This is a genomic window from Pseudomonas sp. KH_040 (assembly GCF_057839305.1).
Window position 1 is genome coordinate 1 of the sequence record NZ_CM174487.1, and the last position, 16083, is coordinate 16083.

Consider the following 16083-nt stretch of genomic DNA (forward strand, 5'->3'; position numbering starts at 1 on the left):
GTGTCAGTGGAACTTTGGCAGCAGTGCGTGGAGCTTTTGCGCGAGGAGCTGCCTGCCCAACAATTCAACACCTGGATCCGTCCACTACAGGTCGAAGCCGAAGGCGACGAGTTGCGCGTCTACGCACCGAACCGTTTTGTGCTGGACTGGGTCAACGAAAAGTACCTGGGTCGTGTCCTTGAGCTGCTGGATGAGCATGGCAACGGCATGGCGCCAGCGCTCTCCTTATTAATAGGCAGCAAACGCAGTTCCGCTCCGCGTGCCGCACCGAACGCGCCGCTTGCAGCCGCGCAGGTTTCCCAGCAGGCCCAGGCAAATGCCACGCCTGTGAGTACCCCGGCACCCACCCAGACGTCAGCGCCGGCAGCCAAGCGTTCGACGCAGAAAAGCCCCGAAGTCAGCGATGAACCGTCTCGCGACAGTTTCGACCCGATGTCCGGTGCCGCTTCCCAGCAAGCCCCGGTCCGCGCCGAACAGCGTACCGTGCAGGTCGAAGGCGCGCTCAAGCACACCAGTTACCTGAATCGCACCTTCACCTTCGAAAACTTCGTCGAAGGTAAATCCAACCAGCTCGCCCGCGCGGCGGCCTGGCAAGTGGCGGACAACCCCAAGCACGGCTACAACCCACTGTTCCTTTATGGTGGCGTCGGCCTGGGTAAAACCCACTTGATGCACGCGGTGGGTAACCACCTGTTAAAGAAGAACCCGAATGCCAAGGTCGTGTACCTGCATTCCGAGCGTTTCGTCGCCGACATGGTCAAGGCGCTGCAACTGAACGCGATCAACGAGTTCAAGCGTTTCTACCGTTCGGTGGATGCCTTGCTGATCGACGACATTCAGTTCTTTGCTCGCAAGGAGCGTTCGCAGGAAGAGTTTTTCCACACTTTCAACGCCCTGCTTGAAGGTGGCCAGCAGGTCATTCTCACCAGTGACCGCTACCCGAAAGAAATCGAAGGCCTTGAAGAGCGCCTCAAATCCCGCTTCGGCTGGGGCCTGACGGTTGCCGTCGAGCCGCCGGAACTGGAAACGCGCGTGGCGATCTTGATGAAGAAGGCCGACCAGGCCAAAGTCGACTTGCCGCACGACGCCGCGTTCTTCATTGCCCAGCGTATTCGCTCCAACGTCCGTGAGCTGGAAGGCGCGTTGAAACGCGTGATCGCCCACTCGCACTTCATGGGCCGCGACATCACCATCGAGCTGATTCGCGAATCCCTGAAAGACCTGTTGGCGTTGCAGGACAAACTGGTCTCTGTGGATAACATTCAGCGCACCGTCGCTGAGTACTACAAGATCAAGATCTCGGACCTGCTGTCCAAGCGCCGTTCGCGCTCGGTAGCGCGTCCGCGTCAGGTAGCCATGGCGTTGTCCAAGGAGCTGACCAACCACAGCCTGCCGGAAATCGGCGATGTGTTTGGCGGCCGTGACCACACCACCGTGTTGCACGCCTGCCGCAAGATCAACGAACTTAAGGAATCCGACGCGGACATCCGCGAGGACTACAAGAACCTGCTGCGTACACTGACCACTTGATGAACACCAGCGCAGCTTATTAAGGCAAGGGACTAGACCATGCATTTCACCATTCAACGCGAAGCCCTGTTGAAACCCCTGCAACTGGTCGCAGGCGTCGTCGAGCGTCGACAGACCTTGCCGGTACTGTCCAACGTGCTGTTGGTAGTCGAAGGCCAGCAACTGTCGCTGACCGGTACCGATCTTGAGGTCGAACTGGTCGGTCGTGTGCAACTCGAGGAGCCGGCAGAAACAGGTTCCATCACCGTGCCTGCGCGCAAGCTGATGGATATCTGCAAAAGCCTGCCCAACGACGCGCTGATCGACATCAAGGTCGACGAGCAGAAGCTGGTGGTAAAAGCCGGCCGTAGCCGTTTTACCCTGTCGACCTTGCCGGCCAACGATTTCCCGACCGTTGAAGAAGGCCCGGGTTCGCTGACCTGCAGCCTCGAGCAAAGCAAACTGCGTCGCCTGATCGAACGCACCAGCTTCGCCATGGCTCAGCAGGACGTGCGTTACTACCTAAACGGCATGTTGCTGGAAGTGTCCGAGGGCATCATCCGCGCTGTGGCCACCGACGGTCACCGTCTGGCCATGTGCTCGATGAAAGCCGATATCGGCCAGCCGGATCGTCACCAGGTGATCGTGCCGCGCAAAGGTATCCTCGAACTGGCGCGTCTGCTCACCGAGCCGGACGGCAATGTCAGCATCGTGCTGGGTCAGCACCACATCCGCGCGACCACCGGCGAATTCACCTTCACCTCGAAACTGGTCGACGGCAAATTCCCGGACTACGAGCGCGTGTTGCCTAAGGGCGGCGACAAGCTGGTATTGGGCGATCGCCAGGCGCTGCGCGAAGCGTTCAGCCGTACCGCGATTCTGTCCAACGAGAAGTACCGTGGTATCCGTCTGCAGCTGGCCAGCGGTCAGTTAAAGATCCAGGCCAACAACCCGGAGCAGGAAGAAGCGGAAGAAGAAGTGGGCGTTGAATACAACGGCGGCTCCCTGGAAATCGGCTTCAACGTGAGCTACTTGCTCGACGTGCTGGGCGTGATGACCACCGAGCAGGTTCGCCTGATCCTGTCCGACTCCAACAGCAGTGCGCTGGTGCAAGAGTCGGACAACGACGATTCGGCTTACGTTGTCATGCCGATGCGTCTGTAATCAGCTGACTCTGGATGTCCTTAAGTCGTGTTTCGGTCACCGCGGTGCGCAATCTGCACCCGGTGACCTTCTCCCCCTCCCCCCGCATCAACATTCTTTACGGCGCCAACGGCAGCGGCAAAACCAGTGTTCTGGAAGCCATTCATCTGCTGGGGCTTGCCCGTTCGTTTCGTAGCACGCGGCTTTTGCCGGTCATCCAGTACGAGCAGCTCGCCTGTACCGTGTTCGGTCAGGTCGAACTGGCCGAGGGTGGGCATAGCGCTTTGGGTATCTCGCGCGACCGTCAGGGCGAATTCCAGATACGCATCGACGGCCAGAACGCCCGCAGCGCAGCGCAACTGGCAGAGATCCTGCCGCTGCAGTTGATCAACCCCGACAGCTTCCGTCTGCTTGAAGGCGCGCCGAAGATTCGCCGGCAGTTTCTCGATTGGGGTGTGTTCCACGTCGAGCCGCGGTTCATGGCCACTTGGCAGCGTTTGCAGAAGGCCTTGCGCCAGAGAAACTCCTGGCTGCGGCATGGTACACTTGACGCCGTTTCGCAAGCGGTTTGGGACAGGGAACTGTGCCAGGCCAGCGCTGAAATCGATGAATACCGCCGCGCTTACATCAAAGCCTTGAAACCAGTCTTTGAACAAACCTTGAGCGAACTGGTTGAGCTCGAAGGTTTGACGCTCAGCTATTACCGAGGCTGGGACAAAGACCGGGAATTGAGTGCCGTACTGGCCGGATCCCTGCAACGGGATCAGCAAATGGGTCATACCCAGGCCGGACCGCAACGGGCTGATTTGCGTCTTAGATTGGGTGCACACAACGCCGCGGACATTTTGTCCCGGGGTCAGCAGAAGTTGGTGGTCTGTGCACTGCGGATTGCCCAAGGGCATCTGGTCAGCCAGGCCCGCCGCGGTCAGTGTATTTATCTGGTGGATGACTTGCCGTCCGAGCTGGACGAGAGCCACCGTCGCGCGCTGTGCCGCTTGCTGGAAGACTTACGCTGCCAGGTGTTCATCACCTGTGTAGATCACGAATTATTGAGGGAAGGCTGGCAGACGGAAACGCCAGTCGCTCTGTTCCACGTGGAACAGGGCCGTATCACCCAGACCCACGACCATCGGGAGTGAAGGCATTGAGCGAAGAAAATACGTACGACTCAACGAGCATTAAAGTGCTGAAAGGCCTGGATGCCGTACGCAAACGTCCCGGTATGTACATTGGTGACACCGACGATGGCAGCGGTCTGCACCACATGGTGTTCGAGGTGGTCGACAACTCGATCGACGAAGCCCTCGCCGGCCACTGCGACGACATCAGCATCATCATCCACCCGGATGAGTCCATCACCGTTAAAGACAACGGCCGTGGCATCCCGGTAGACGTGCACAAAGAGGAAGGCGTTTCCGCGGCCGAGGTCATCATGACCGTCCTCCACGCTGGCGGTAAGTTCGACGACAACTCCTACAAGGTATCCGGCGGTCTGCACGGTGTAGGTGTGTCGGTAGTGAACGCACTGTCCGAAGAGCTGGTTCTGACTGTTCGCCGCAGCGGCAAGATCTGGGAACAGACCTACGTCCACGGCGTACCTCAGGCACCGATGGCCATCGTTGGCGACAGCGAAACCACCGGCACCCAGATCCACTTCAAGGCTTCCAGCGAAACCTTCAAGAACATTCACTTCAGCTGGGACATCCTGGCCAAGCGCATTCGTGAACTGTCCTTCCTCAACTCCGGTGTCGGCATCGTCCTCAAGGATGAGCGCAGCGGCAAGGAAGAGCTGTTCAAGTACGAAGGCGGCCTGCGTGCGTTCGTTGAATACCTGAACACCAACAAGACCGCGGTCAACCAGGTGTTCCACTTCAACATCCAGCGTGAAGACGGCATCGGCGTGGAAATCGCCCTGCAGTGGAACGACAGCTTCAACGAGAACCTGTTGTGCTTCACCAACAACATTCCGCAGCGCGACGGCGGTACCCACCTGGTGGGCTTCCGTTCGGCACTGACGCGTAACCTGAACAACTACATTGAGCAGGAAGGTCTGGCGAAGAAGCACAAAGTCGCCACCACCGGTGACGATGCCCGTGAAGGCCTGACTGCGATCATCTCGGTGAAAGTGCCGGATCCGAAGTTCAGCTCGCAGACCAAAGACAAGCTGGTCTCTTCCGAAGTGAAGACCGCGGTCGAACAGGAAATGGGCAAGTACTTCTCCGACTTCCTCCTGGAAAACCCGAACGAAGCGAAACTGGTCGTCGGCAAGATGATCGACGCCGCTCGTGCCCGTGAAGCCGCGCGCAAGGCCCGTGAGATGACCCGCCGCAAAGGCGCGCTGGACATCGCCGGTCTGCCAGGCAAGCTCGCTGACTGCCAGGAAAAAGACCCGGCGCTGTCCGAACTGTACCTGGTGGAAGGTGACTCCGCGGGCGGCTCTGCCAAGCAGGGACGTAACCGCAAGACTCAGGCGATCCTGCCGTTGAAGGGTAAGATCCTCAACGTCGAGAAAGCGCGTTTCGACAAGATGATCTCTTCCCAGGAAGTGGGCACCTTGATCACCGCACTGGGCTGCGGTATCGGTCGCGACGAATACAACATCGACAAGCTGCGTTATCACAACATCATCATCATGACCGATGCTGACGTCGACGGTTCGCACATCCGTACCCTGCTGCTGACCTTCTTCTTCCGTCAGTTGCCGGAGCTGATCGAGCGCGGCTACATCTACATCGCCCAGCCGCCGCTGTACAAGGTCAAGAAAGGCAAGCAAGAGCAATACATCAAAGACGACGACGCCATGGAAGAGTACATGACGCAGTCGGCCCTGGAAGATGCGAGCCTGCACCTGAACGAAGAAGCTCCGGGCATTTCCGGTGAAGCGCTGGAACGTCTGGTTAACGACTTCCGCATGGTGATGAAGACTCTCAAGCGTCTGTCGCGCCTGTACCCGCAGGAGCTGACCGAGCACTTCATCTACCTGCCGGCCGTAAGCCTGGAAAAGCTCGGCGACCACGCAGCGATGCAAGAGTGGCTGGCCCAATACGAAGCGCGTCTGCGCACCGTGGAAAAATCCGGTCTGGTCTACAAGGCCAGCCTGCGTGAAGATCGTGAACGTGGCGTGTGGCTGCCAGAGGTCGAACTGATCTCCCACGGCCTGTCGAACTACGTCACCTTCAACCGCGACTTCTTCGGCAGCAACGACTACAAAACCGTCGTCACCCTCGGCGCTCAACTGAGCACCCTGCTCGACGAAGGCGCGTATATCCAGCGTGGCGAACGCAAGAAAGCGGTCACCGAGTTCAAGGAAGCCTTGGACTGGCTGATGGCTGAAAGCACCAAGCGCCACACCATTCAGCGATACAAAGGTCTGGGCGAAATGAACCCGGATCAGCTGTGGGAAACCACCATGGACCCAAGCGTGCGCCGCATGCTGAAAGTCACCATCGAAGACGCCATTGGCGCAGACCAGATCTTCAACACCCTGATGGGTGATGCGGTCGAACCTCGCCGTGACTTCATCGAGAGTAACGCGCTGGCGGTGTCCAACCTGGACTTCTGATCCGCGCAAGCAATTAGGTGTGTGTTGCCGAAACAAAAAAGGCCCGCATAAGCGGGCCTTTTTTATGGGTGTTCTTAGTAATAAACCGCTGGTCCCTGAATTCATTAGAGCGGGCCGAGGCAATGTTCAACTCAGAACAATCGCGGACTCACTCGATTTCAAATCAAACGCTTCGCGCGAAGGTCCAATTTCCCAAAGCAACTGCAAGCGCTGGTGGGCTTCGTACAATGTCGGAATATGACCTTCATCCACCCACCACATCACAACCCGTGGTTTGCTGATAGGCAGGAACCACTCCGCACCTCTCAAACGAAAGTCGTTGTGCGGTGTTTTATACAAGAAATCTTTCAAGGCCGCCGGGCTCTTCCACAGCGAAAGTGTATAAAGATACCCTTCTCCCCATAGTTCATCGAGAAGCTGTTGATTGTCCTGAACTTCCCGCCATATAAAACCAGGATGCGCGTCGGCTAGACCATTTACGTAGGCGGTAGAAGAATAAAAACCGTCCATGCGCGGATCAGATTTTAAATGTTTTGGTTTGACCAGATCAAACTGCGCGAGAATAGCCATTGACTGTTAATCCTTTAATAAGGCTAGAGGCTGTTAAAAAGTTGTGTAGTTACTAGTGAAGTTATGAACGGGTTTGCAGGCGAGCGCCAACATCCAGGTTACTTTGCAGTAATCAGACGGCTATTAATTATCGAGAAGTCAGTACGCGCTTTATTAAAGTTACATGCCGTGAACTATGATTTTTTTAAACGGCGAGGAGGCATGAATATGTCATCTCATCTGTAAGCTGTGAATGCTTGAATCTGCCCTGCCACCATTGAGCTTGCCAGGTGACAGGGAGATTCGCTTGCAATCAGGCCTGACCGTTCAACATCAAATTGAGGTTCTGTACTGCGGCGCCTGATGCGCCCTTGCCGAGGTTGTCGTACACCGCGGCAAGCAATACCTGGCCTGACTTCTCATCCGAGAAGACATAGATGTCCAGGCGATTGGTGTCATTCAGGTATTCAGGGTCCAGTTGCGTAACGGTCTTGACCTGATCCAGCGGAACAACCTTGATGAACTCGGATTTGGCGTAATGGTTGCTGAGGCAGGCGTGGATCTGTTGCACCGAGGCGCCAGCGGGCAACAAGCGCAAATGCAGCGGCACGTACAAGACGATGCCTTGGCGGTACTTGCCATAGCCAGGCGTGAAGATCGGCCGATGATCCAGCAATGCCTCGGACATCATCTCCGGGACGTGCTTGTGGTTAAGGTTCAGGCCATAACCGCGGTATGGAGCGTCCGTGTGTTGCGGATGATCCGGGATTTCATAGGCGTCGATCAGTGATTTGCCCGAACCGGAATACCCGGAAATGGCATGCACATTCACCGGGTAGTCCTTGGGTACCACACCGGCTTCCGTCAGCGGACGCAACAGCGCGATGGCGCCTGTCGGGTAGCAGCCAGGATTGGATACACGCTTGGCTGTCGTGATGATGTCAGCCTGACCTGCAGTCAGTTCCGGCAGACCATACACCCAACCTGGTGTGGTGCGATGGGCAGAGCTGGGATCAAGTACACGTACCTTTGGATTCTCGATGAACGACACCGCCTCAACAGCGGCATCGTCCGGCAGGCAGAGAATCGCGACATCACAGGTGTTAAGTGCTTCAGCCCTTTTTACCGGGTCCTTGCGATCGGCATAGGGCAACTGCAAAAGCTCAATATCCGTGCGACCGTTCAGACGCGAATGTATCTGAAGTCCAGTCGTACCGGCTTCCCCGTCGATAAAAATAAGTGGCTTCATGTTCACGAAAATTCACGATAATGAGTGTTTTGAAACTTTATCACACCTTTACTGTGCTGCGCAGGGTGACGTTTTTATGCAAACAGTTTTTCAGGTTTATTTGAAATATTGTTTTTTAGTCCTGCTACCCCGTCACTGACCAATGTCTCTTCGAACTTTCCCGCCATGAAGTCAATTTGATATACATAAGGTACTGGTTTAAAGAACATTTCCCGATTCAACAACTTGGTCAGGGTAAACGTCGAGGTCAGGGTTGTAGCTAATAAACAGGCAGAGCTTAGAGAGGCAACTTTACGTTCCTCGAAATCAAGCTTCGGATCTTCCAGATAGGCACGGTGCAAATGCAGCGGGTCGAGGCCCATACCGAAATTGATCAGTTTCTCCGTCTCAGTCATATCGGGCGTCAACGCAAAATATTCTTCGAATGACATCGAATCCGGATGGAAGTGATGCAACGTTCCGCCAAAGCCTATAGGGCAGGAAACGACCGCCGGGATACCCAGTTCCCGCGCCTTTTGGTACATCTGAATTCGCGGCTCAATCACGAAGTAGTCCATGGCGTCGCATAACATGTCCACACCGGTCAAAAAGTCATCGACTGTTTCAGCGCTCACCCCGTTGTACTGTTCAATGCGCAAGGCCGGATTGATCGACAACAGACGCTCACGCAGGACATCGGCCTTCTTCAGTCCGACTGTATGAGTCGTTGCGCCAAATTGGCGGTTGAAGTTCTCTGGTCCGAAGGTATCGAAATCAGCAATTTTGATTCCGCCAACGCCCATGCGTACCAGTGTCTCCGCGTGGGTATATCCGACACCGCCGCATCCTGGAACTGCAATTGTCTTGCTGGCTAACAGTGCCAGTTCTTCCTGGCTGATCAAGCCGATCATTCGACTGTAAATGACTTCGCGGGAATATTCATTTTGCATATAACGCTCCTTGTATTTATTTGGCGACGTAGTGAAAACCAACGATTGAGAAACCGTGTCGGGTCCAGAAAGACTGCGCCATCGAATTGCTAACGAATGTATCAAGGCAGACCTGTTCACACTGGTAATGATCGGCCAAGGCTCTTACGTAGCTGAGCAGTTGTGCCCCCACTCCACGAGATCGGTTTCCCGGCTTGATGATGAAATGATCGATATATAAATATTTGCCGCAGTAAATCCGGGTATTCAGCCAATAGCCGGTCAGGCCCACCAACTCGGTTCCTGCGAATACCCCAACACACTGCCAATTCAACTTGGCGACAGTTTCCAATCGTTCTAACAGCAGGTCTTTATTCAAATCCGGATAAAAAGTCGACAGCAACGCCAGCGTCATGGGCAATTCATAATTCTGCATAACCCTGATCGTCACTGCCGTCTCCATACGTTCAGCCTTGTGCATGCAACCCCCTCACCCAGACACGTTTATAAGACTGGACGAGAACGGTCAGTGGAACTCGATAACCAGCAGATCGCGATAACCGCTGTCAGCTCCATTACAGATCTGAATGGCTGTCGTATCGTGAAAAACCGTGTCATCCCTGAACAACAGTGCCTGACAAGGCTTCTCCAGCGTGCCCACATAAATAGGCTGCTGGTGCATGATATCGACCAGGGTCGTTTCGCCTCCGACTACACCACTTCTGTCGGCCATGAACAGGCAACTGAATTTCACCCCATCCCGATGTTTGCCTTCGGGTACCGGCAATCCCGTCATGTCTGGAGTGGCGAGGATACGATTGAAATAGGTGTTGATCTTCCAGCCTTGGACATCTTCGATTTCACTGAAGGTGTTGGCGAGTTTCAGTAGAAGCTTCTTCAGCACTTCATTGTCGGCCATCTCCGCAGTGACGGGGGCGAAGTGCCGGTCGATGCCACCGTTCAGCGGATTGAAATACTCCGGTTGGGAATACGGTACATGGGGCTGCTGCTCCAGGCGATTGCCGTTCGCATACCACTTGAATTTACCGAAACGGCGATAGCGGTACATGCCTCCATCGTTCATGTAACGATCAAGTTCGAGGTTTTCCCAATAACCCTGAAATTGCGCCCACTCGGGCATCTCGGAAAAATCCACACCCAGCAGTTCAGCGGAGTGCCCTGCAACAAATCGGCTGTTGTTGAGTGCCCAGACAGTCTGTGGCTCAGTATTGGCAAGATTGCTTTTCATAAGAGTTCTCTAAGTATCACGTCAACAGCGTTTTGTTGTTTTTCATAGCCAGTTCGATGCTTTTGTAATAGTCGACGGCTACGTTGTATCGGATCAGGCAGCCGATACACATTTCTTCAATGGCTTCAGGGCATGACTTCGCCAATGGCATCAGCACGCGATAGAGAAGTTGCTTGCCGTGATTGGCATCAATCTTTATATGCATGTCGTGGTAATAGATGACGTCTTCGGGCATGTGCAGACGACGCATGGCCTTGACTGTTCGGGAGAACCGGTAGGGCGCAGTGTGTTCAAGAATCGCCAGTGCGCCCAGTAGACGAGGGTGATACTGGCGCCGTAGTGCGTACATCAGCAGCAGATTGCCGTTCTTCAGGGCCTCCGCCGGCGCTTGTTGAACGCGGGCCTGGGGGCCGATGAGTTCGTGCAGTGTTGCTGCGGATTTACGGAACAGCACGGTATGCATTTCGGATAGCGTACCCAGGCCCATTTCGTCCCAGTAGTTTTCCGCAAGCGCCAACTTCATATCGCCTGTCATGCCCAATTGTGCCAGGGCGATGACGTCATCGAAGCGACCGTCGACCTGCTCTTCCATGGCGATGTAAAAGCTCAGTTCTTCAAGCGTCGACTCTTCAGCCAGCCAAGTGAAAAACGCTGAAACCTCATCGCGATGAGTCGAATGCAGGCGGGTGTACCACTTCAAAAACTCGGCAGCGTTCTTTGGCAACCGGGTTTTATCGAGACGACTTTCTTCGTAGGCGTTCCATTCATCTTCCAGTCTATGGGTGCGCGTATATTCGTGGTGAATCGGCGCCATTTTGTAAGCGCTTGGTTCGGCCAGTTCACGAAGATAAAACGAGTTGAGCGCGGTCTGTTCCGATAGCGAGTTTATGGTCGACGGCGGCGTGGTCGTCTGATCCGTGGAACGATCTTGTAGAGTCATTTCAGTTCCTTTGCTTCACCAGGGGCGAGCAGTCGCCAGACGCGAGCACGTGCCACGCCCCGTCGGAGTTAGCGTTCAGTCTTGCAACAGGCGCTGCGCGGGTCAGCTTTTGCGCATTGAGCGGAGCAGTCCCAAGTAAAAACTTTTATAGGAGACTTCCAGGTAACGGCAGTTTTCATGAATTTTTTCGTGCAGGTCGTGCAGACGGTCAATAGGCAATCCGGGCATCAGATGATGCTCAACGTGGTAGTTATTGCCGTTGGTGAACCAGTTCATGAATGCGTTGCTTTTGATGGTTCTGGTGTTTTCGTAGGGGTCTGTCGAATCCGTTGCGCAACGGAAATGCTCTGGCATCTCAATCAGGGCGTGTACCGGAGCCGCGACAAACATGAGCGGAATAATCCACAGATAGACGATGATTTCATAACCGAACTGAAAGGAGACCAAACCCAATAACGCAATCATCAATACCATCGAAAGATGATCTCGCTTGATCCGTTTGGAAACGTTGCTGGAAACGTTTTGGTACTGCGAGCTAAACGCAATGAACACATTTTTGAAAAAACGTGGGTAGTGCGAAACCATCAAAAGTCTGGTTAATAGCGCGCTGATGGAACGAAGGGATAACTCACCATATTGATCACCGTAATCAAAGAACTCCCGATTTTCCGGAGTGCCCAGGTAACGATGGTGGTGCATATGGCTGGCTTTGTAATCAGCAAATGAAACCAACATTGGCAGACCGAGCAGTATGCCGAACAGCTCGTTAAGCTTTTTATTCCGGAATCCCTGTGAGTGCAGGACTTGATGTTGAAGTTCCACGCCATGGGCGAACATTGATCCAAGAAGAATGACGCCTATGGCGATTTCCCATGGATGACCACTCAGTGCCAGACAACCACCGGTTACAATCAGCGCTAAGTAGATTGCAAATTTCAGTGCAAACGTTACATCGCTGGACCTGCTCTGAATATCGGCCAATGCCAATCGATTGGCATTAGTAAATGTAGTTCTCTGCACAACTCACTCCGTCGAACTGAACAAGAATTTCGCTGATATTTTCTAATCGTTAGGCAAGCTATCGAGTTGATTTTTAATCATTCCATTATGTGTACCTTTTACAGGCTCTGGTGTTAACTAATACCTCCGGTTTGAATGTTTAATTGTTCAGCTCGGGTGCTTCTGAAATACATCAAGTTTGATGAATGGCAATAACGCCAAGCAATCGCGCGCAGTACAACTGTGAGGGATCTAACGGTTGTGCCTGCAGTATCGATTCTCAATAGATTCCGCTTCGAAGTAAAAAAGATATTGTTGATCACCCATAAGGAAAACGGATGTTTGATTACAAATTGCTTTCTGCTCTCTCTGCGGTCATTGAACAGGGAGGCTTCGAACGAGCAGCCCAGGTTCTTGGTCTGTCCCAACCCGCAGTGTCACAGCGAATCAAGCTATTGGAGGCCAGGGTCGGCCGTCCGGTGTTAGTGCGCGTGACGCCACCGGTGCCAACCGAGATAGGGCGGCGGCTGCTTTATCATGTTCAGCAGGTGCGGTTACTTGAGCGCGATCTTCAGAGTCACGTGCCTTCTCTGGATGAAGACGGGTCCCCGGAACGCCTGCGTGTCGCCCTGAACGCTGACAGCCTGGCGACATGGTGGGCGCGATCAGTGGGCGATTTTTGCGCCGAGCAGAATTTGTTGCTGGATCTGGTCGTCGAGGATCAAGCGGTCAGTCTCAGGCGTATGCGTGCTGGTGAGGTGGCGGCCTGTGTGTGTGCCACTGAACGGCCAATGGCGGGGGCGCGCAGTCTGTTGCTCGGTGCCATGCGCTACCGCGCAGTGGCGAGTCCGGAGTTTATCGCCCGACATTTTCCGAACGGTATCAATGCCCAGTTGATTGCCCGCACGCCGGCGCTGGTGTTTGGCCCCGACGATTTTCTGCAGCACCGTTATCTCGCAGCCTTGGGCGTGCTCGGAAGTTTCGAGCACCATTTCTGTCCGTCATCAGAAGGATTTATACGACTGACAGAGGCCGGATTGGGTTGGGGTCTGGTTCCGGAGTTGCAGATTCTCGATCATCTGCAGCGTGGCTTGCTGGTCGAGTTGATACCCGACAAGCCAACCGATGTGCCGTTGTACTGGCACCATTGGCGCAATAGTGGCGAGTTGTTGGGCAAGCTGACCGAACATCTCGCGCAATCATCAAAACGGTGGCTGGTGCCGCTGGATTCCCTGGCAAACATTCCTCGCCATATCGCTTCCATTCATCAGCCACGTTTCCCGATGCCCACTGAGCACGACAGTCATTCCTGTCTGACGATGAGCAGCAAAGTATAAGAACGTTGTGTTGAACTGAAACAGGACTGTCAGGTGGGGATAACGCGCCCCCTGACAGTTTCGGCTCAGCCGTTCAGGTGACGGCCGCCACACTTTCCAACCGATAGCCGTAGCCATAAATTGTCAGCAGTTGCCAGCCACGATCCGCCGTCAGTCCGAGCTTGTTGCGCAGGCGATAGATATGCGTGTCCAACGGTCGCGACGAAGCCATTTCCTCATGGGGCCAGAACCGTTCATACAGGTAGTCCCGCGACAATGGCCGTCCGAGGTTGCTGAACAGGCAACGCGCGAGACGGTATTCCCGTTCGGTCATGACGATCGGCTTGCCCTCGCGGGTGACCGTCAGTTCCGCATCGTCAAACGCCAAGTCATTGAAACTCAGCACTTCGGCAGCGGCTGGACGCTGTTGACTGTGCCGGCGCAATACCGCCGCCACGCGTGCTTTCAGTTCATTGGGACGGAACGGTTTACTCACGTAATCGTCGGCGCCTGCGTTCAAGGCCTGGACGATATCGCTTTCGCCATCGCGACTGGTCAGCATGATCGCTGCCGGTGGCGCTTCCATGTGTTCGCGGGTCCAGCGCAGCAGGGCCAGCCCCGTGAGATCGGGTAACTGCCAATCGAGGATCAGCAGGTCGAAGGTTTCCCGGCGTAGCTGTCGCAGCAGGTCTTCACCACGCTCGAAGCTGTGCAGCGACCACGGCTGCTCGCCAGCGTCGGCCATTTGCTGCAGGGTTTGCTCGACCCGACGCAGTTCGGCGGGTTCGTCGTCCAGTATCGCAACGCGCATACGCGATGATTCCTTGATGCTTGGGCAGTTGGCCGACAACCATAGTCGCTCCGCCATTGCTGGGAAAGTAAGCGGCCCGCCATTGGTCGACGTCCGCTATGATTCTTCGGGTCTACGTCTCAGACCTGTGGCCCATGAAACCATTCACATCGCCCTGCCCTGTTTCCCTATGAACAACAATCGTCGGCGTGAAAGCCGAGAGCCGAGCCAAGTGCAGCGACTGTTTCGACAGCTGGTGCGCGAGTGGTTGTGGATAAGTCTAGTGCTGTTGCCGCTGACTGCGCTGTTGTCGTATCGCGCGCAGGTCAATCTGCACGATGCAACGCCTGTTACGGGAGCGTTGTTATCGGTAGGGCTGGTGGCTTGTGTGCTGGGGTTGCTGTTGTGGCGACCGCGATGGGCACTTTGGCTAACGCTGATCGGCATGGCGTGTGTGTTGTTGATCAGTGCCGGGCTAGCGGAAATGCGCCACTGGTGGTCGCCGACACCGGCGGTGCTGGGTATGTTGTTCGGCTATTTGATCTGGAACTGGCGGCGTCTGAGTGTGGTGCTGACGTATTTCGGCTGGGAGCTGGCGCGGCTGGACAGCGAGCCGAAAGTGTTCCCCGAACGTCGTCGTACGCAATTTACCGGGACTGATCGCTTGCAGGGCCAGATCATGGCGCTTGAACAGGCCATGAGTCGCACCCGAGATACCCGTCGCTTTATTGCCGACGGTCTGGAGTACTTGCCCGTCGCCACACTGATCAGCGATCCCAGAGGCCAGATCCTGTTGGGCAATCGCAAGGCTCGTCAGCTATTCGATCACAATCTGGTGGGGGACGACGTCCTCGATCAACTGGCCAGCCTCGGTTATCCGGAGTTGTCCACAGAGCCGCGCCCGTCGCTGTCGGCCATGCCGTTGTTGGAGTTTCGCGATCACAAGGAACGCAGTCTGCGCCTGGAGCGTGCCGCACTGCTGCCGGTGGACGGAGACACGCCAATCGGTTGGCTGCTGAGCCTTACCGATCTCAGCGCCGAACGTGCTGCCGAGGAGCAACGTGGAGTATTACTGCGCTTTCTTTCCCATGATCTGCGTGCCCCGCATTCGGCCATCCTCGCCCTGCTCGATGTTCATCGCCATCAGGCCCAGGTGGATTCGCCGTTGTTCGACCAGATCGAGCGGCAGGTGCGTCGCGCGCTGGATCTGACCGATGGTTTCGTCTTGCTGGCGCGGGCCGAGTCCGAGGCCTATCAGTTCCAGCCGAGCCTGTTCGCGATGTTGGTGCTGGACGTGCTGGATCAGGCTTTGCCCATCGCCCAGCAGAAACGTATCGAACTGCTGCACGACATGGATGAGCAATCCCAGGAGCGCCTGATCATGGCTGACCAGGGACTACTGACGCGTGCGCTGTTCAACCTGCTGGAAAACGCGATCAAGTACAGCCCGGCAGACACCACGATTGAACTACGAGTCAGTTGCCACGGAGAGTGGCTATGTTGCGAACTGACCGATCAAGGCAAAGGCATCGCCGAACAAGAGTTGCCTGATCTGTTCAGTCAGTACCGACGCTTTTCCTCGGCCCAGGGCATCGACGGCGTGGGCCTCGGCCTGTCGATGGTCAAAGCGGTGGTCGATCACCATGGCGGCAGAATCGAATGCCGCAGCATGGTCGATCAAGGCACCACGTTCCTGCTTGAGTTACCGTTGATCCCCGAATGATCAGGCACAAAAAAACCGGCTATATCAGCCGGTTTTTTTACTTCCGAAAAAAACTTATGCACCTTTTACGGTGTTTTATGAGCTTGAGAAATATATAAGTAAATCAATCACTTAATTTCAATATTCAAGCGTTTTCAACAAAACCG

14 protein-coding genes are annotated in these 16083 nt (G+C 55.2%); 6 read left to right on the top strand and 8 right to left on the bottom strand.

All coding sequences use genetic code 11. The features are described from left to right. The 4 genes from dnaA to gyrB are packed head-to-tail and all read left to right on the top strand — an operon-like array spanning nucleotide 1 to nucleotide 6214. The gene (dnaA, locus tag AC3IUF_RS00005) at nucleotides 1-1530 is read left to right on the top strand and encodes a chromosomal replication initiator protein DnaA (protein ID WP_007911888.1); all 1530 of its coding nucleotides are present in this window, start codon (nucleotides 1-3) and stop codon (nucleotides 1528-1530) included. Between the two features lie 39 nt (nucleotides 1531-1569). Beyond that, nucleotides 1570-2673: a DNA polymerase III subunit beta gene (gene dnaN / locus AC3IUF_RS00010; protein ID WP_007911887.1), complete on the top strand. Its 1104-nt coding sequence runs from the start codon at nucleotides 1570-1572 to the stop codon at nucleotides 2671-2673. A gap of 14 nt (nucleotides 2674-2687) precedes the next feature. Next, nucleotides 2688-3791 (top strand): DNA replication/repair protein RecF, encoded by a 1104-nt coding sequence (gene recF / locus AC3IUF_RS00015; protein ID WP_007911886.1) that lies wholly within the window; start codon nucleotides 2688-2690, stop codon nucleotides 3789-3791. Nucleotides 3792-3796: 5 nt separating this feature from the next. Then, nucleotides 3797-6214, top strand: coding sequence for a DNA topoisomerase (ATP-hydrolyzing) subunit B (gene gyrB / locus AC3IUF_RS00020; protein WP_007911885.1), 2418 nt, complete (start codon nucleotides 3797-3799; stop codon nucleotides 6212-6214). A 126-nt stretch (nucleotides 6215-6340) separates the two neighbouring features. Here the strand turns inward: gyrB and AC3IUF_RS00025 are convergent, their stop codons facing one another. The 7 genes from AC3IUF_RS00025 to AC3IUF_RS00055 form a co-directional block, all read right to left on the bottom strand. Then, a complete protein-coding gene (locus AC3IUF_RS00025) occupies nucleotides 6341-6784 on the bottom strand; it encodes a DUF3291 domain-containing protein (RefSeq protein ID WP_095113132.1) in 444 nt (147 codons plus the stop codon). A 292-nt stretch (nucleotides 6785-7076) separates the two neighbouring features. Continuing rightward, nucleotides 7077-8012 carry an N-acetyl-gamma-glutamyl-phosphate reductase gene (gene argC, locus AC3IUF_RS00030; RefSeq protein ID WP_123376033.1) on the bottom strand — a complete coding sequence of 312 codons (936 nt, stop codon included), beginning with the start codon at nucleotides 8010-8012 and terminating at the stop codon, nucleotides 7077-7079. Nucleotides 8013-8086: 74 nt separating this feature from the next. After that, the gene (locus AC3IUF_RS00035; protein WP_489280031.1) at nucleotides 8087-8941 is read right to left on the bottom strand and encodes a ThiF family adenylyltransferase; all 855 of its coding nucleotides are present in this window, start codon (nucleotides 8939-8941) and stop codon (nucleotides 8087-8089) included. Between the two features lie 16 nt (nucleotides 8942-8957). Further along, the gene (locus tag AC3IUF_RS00040) at nucleotides 8958-9401 is read right to left on the bottom strand and encodes a GNAT family N-acetyltransferase (RefSeq protein WP_007949985.1); all 444 of its coding nucleotides are present in this window, start codon (nucleotides 9399-9401) and stop codon (nucleotides 8958-8960) included. 45 nt (nucleotides 9402-9446) lie between these two features. Further along, nucleotides 9447-10169 (bottom strand): 2OG-Fe dioxygenase family protein, encoded by a 723-nt coding sequence (locus tag AC3IUF_RS00045; RefSeq protein WP_007911880.1) that lies wholly within the window; start codon nucleotides 10167-10169, stop codon nucleotides 9447-9449. 16 nt (nucleotides 10170-10185) lie between these two features. Further along, a complete protein-coding gene (locus tag AC3IUF_RS00050; protein ID WP_007911878.1) occupies nucleotides 10186-11109 on the bottom strand; it encodes an iron-containing redox enzyme family protein in 924 nt (307 codons plus the stop codon). 102 nt (nucleotides 11110-11211) lie between these two features. Beyond that, on the bottom strand, nucleotides 11212-12129 hold the full coding sequence (locus AC3IUF_RS00055; protein WP_095113130.1) for a fatty acid desaturase family protein: 918 nt from the start codon (nucleotides 12127-12129) through the stop codon (nucleotides 11212-11214). A gap of 317 nt (nucleotides 12130-12446) precedes the next feature. Here AC3IUF_RS00055 and AC3IUF_RS00060 point away from each other — a divergent pair, with 317 nt between their 5' ends. Beyond that, on the top strand, nucleotides 12447-13445 hold the full coding sequence (locus AC3IUF_RS00060; RefSeq protein ID WP_007911875.1) for a LysR family transcriptional regulator ArgP: 999 nt from the start codon (nucleotides 12447-12449) through the stop codon (nucleotides 13443-13445). A gap of 73 nt (nucleotides 13446-13518) precedes the next feature. On the opposite strand, the gene AC3IUF_RS00065 is transcribed toward AC3IUF_RS00060, so the two are convergent. After that, nucleotides 13519-14235 carry a response regulator transcription factor gene (locus AC3IUF_RS00065; RefSeq protein WP_007911873.1) on the bottom strand — a complete coding sequence of 239 codons (717 nt, stop codon included), beginning with the start codon at nucleotides 14233-14235 and terminating at the stop codon, nucleotides 13519-13521. 169 nt (nucleotides 14236-14404) lie between these two features. On the opposite strand from AC3IUF_RS00065, the gene AC3IUF_RS00070 reads away from it, so the two are divergent. After that, complete coding sequence (locus AC3IUF_RS00070; RefSeq protein ID WP_095113129.1) at nucleotides 14405-15937, top strand: sensor histidine kinase; 1533 nt, start codon at nucleotides 14405-14407, stop codon at nucleotides 15935-15937. Nucleotides 15938-16083 lie beyond the last annotated feature (146 nt).

Bases quoted from the DNA above. Each gene is read 5' to 3' on its own strand.
- dnaN (WP_007911887.1), top strand. From the start codon at position 1,570: ATGCATTTCACCATTCAACGCGAAGCCCTGTTGAAACCCCTGCAACTG.
- recF (WP_007911886.1), top strand. From the start codon at position 2,688: ATGTCCTTAAGTCGTGTTTCGGTCACCGCGGTGCGCAATCTGCACCCG.
- AC3IUF_RS00025 (WP_095113132.1), bottom strand. From the start codon at position 6,784: ATGGCTATTCTCGCGCAGTTTGATCTGGTCAAACCAAAACATTTAAAA.
- argC (WP_123376033.1), bottom strand. From the start codon at position 8,012: ATGAAGCCACTTATTTTTATCGACGGGGAAGCCGGTACGACTGGACTT.
- AC3IUF_RS00035 (WP_489280031.1), bottom strand. From the start codon at position 8,941: ATGCAAAATGAATATTCCCGCGAAGTCATTTACAGTCGAATGATCGGC.
- AC3IUF_RS00040 (WP_007949985.1), bottom strand. From the start codon at position 9,401: ATGCACAAGGCTGAACGTATGGAGACGGCAGTGACGATCAGGGTTATG.
- AC3IUF_RS00045 (WP_007911880.1), bottom strand. From the start codon at position 10,169: ATGAAAAGCAATCTTGCCAATACTGAGCCACAGACTGTCTGGGCACTC.
- AC3IUF_RS00050 (WP_007911878.1), bottom strand. From the start codon at position 11,109: ATGACTCTACAAGATCGTTCCACGGATCAGACGACCACGCCGCCGTCG.
- AC3IUF_RS00060 (WP_007911875.1), top strand. From the start codon at position 12,447: ATGTTTGATTACAAATTGCTTTCTGCTCTCTCTGCGGTCATTGAACAG.
- AC3IUF_RS00065 (WP_007911873.1), bottom strand. From the start codon at position 14,235: ATGCGCGTTGCGATACTGGACGACGAACCCGCCGAACTGCGTCGGGTC.
- AC3IUF_RS00070 (WP_095113129.1), top strand. From the start codon at position 14,405: ATGAACAACAATCGTCGGCGTGAAAGCCGAGAGCCGAGCCAAGTGCAG.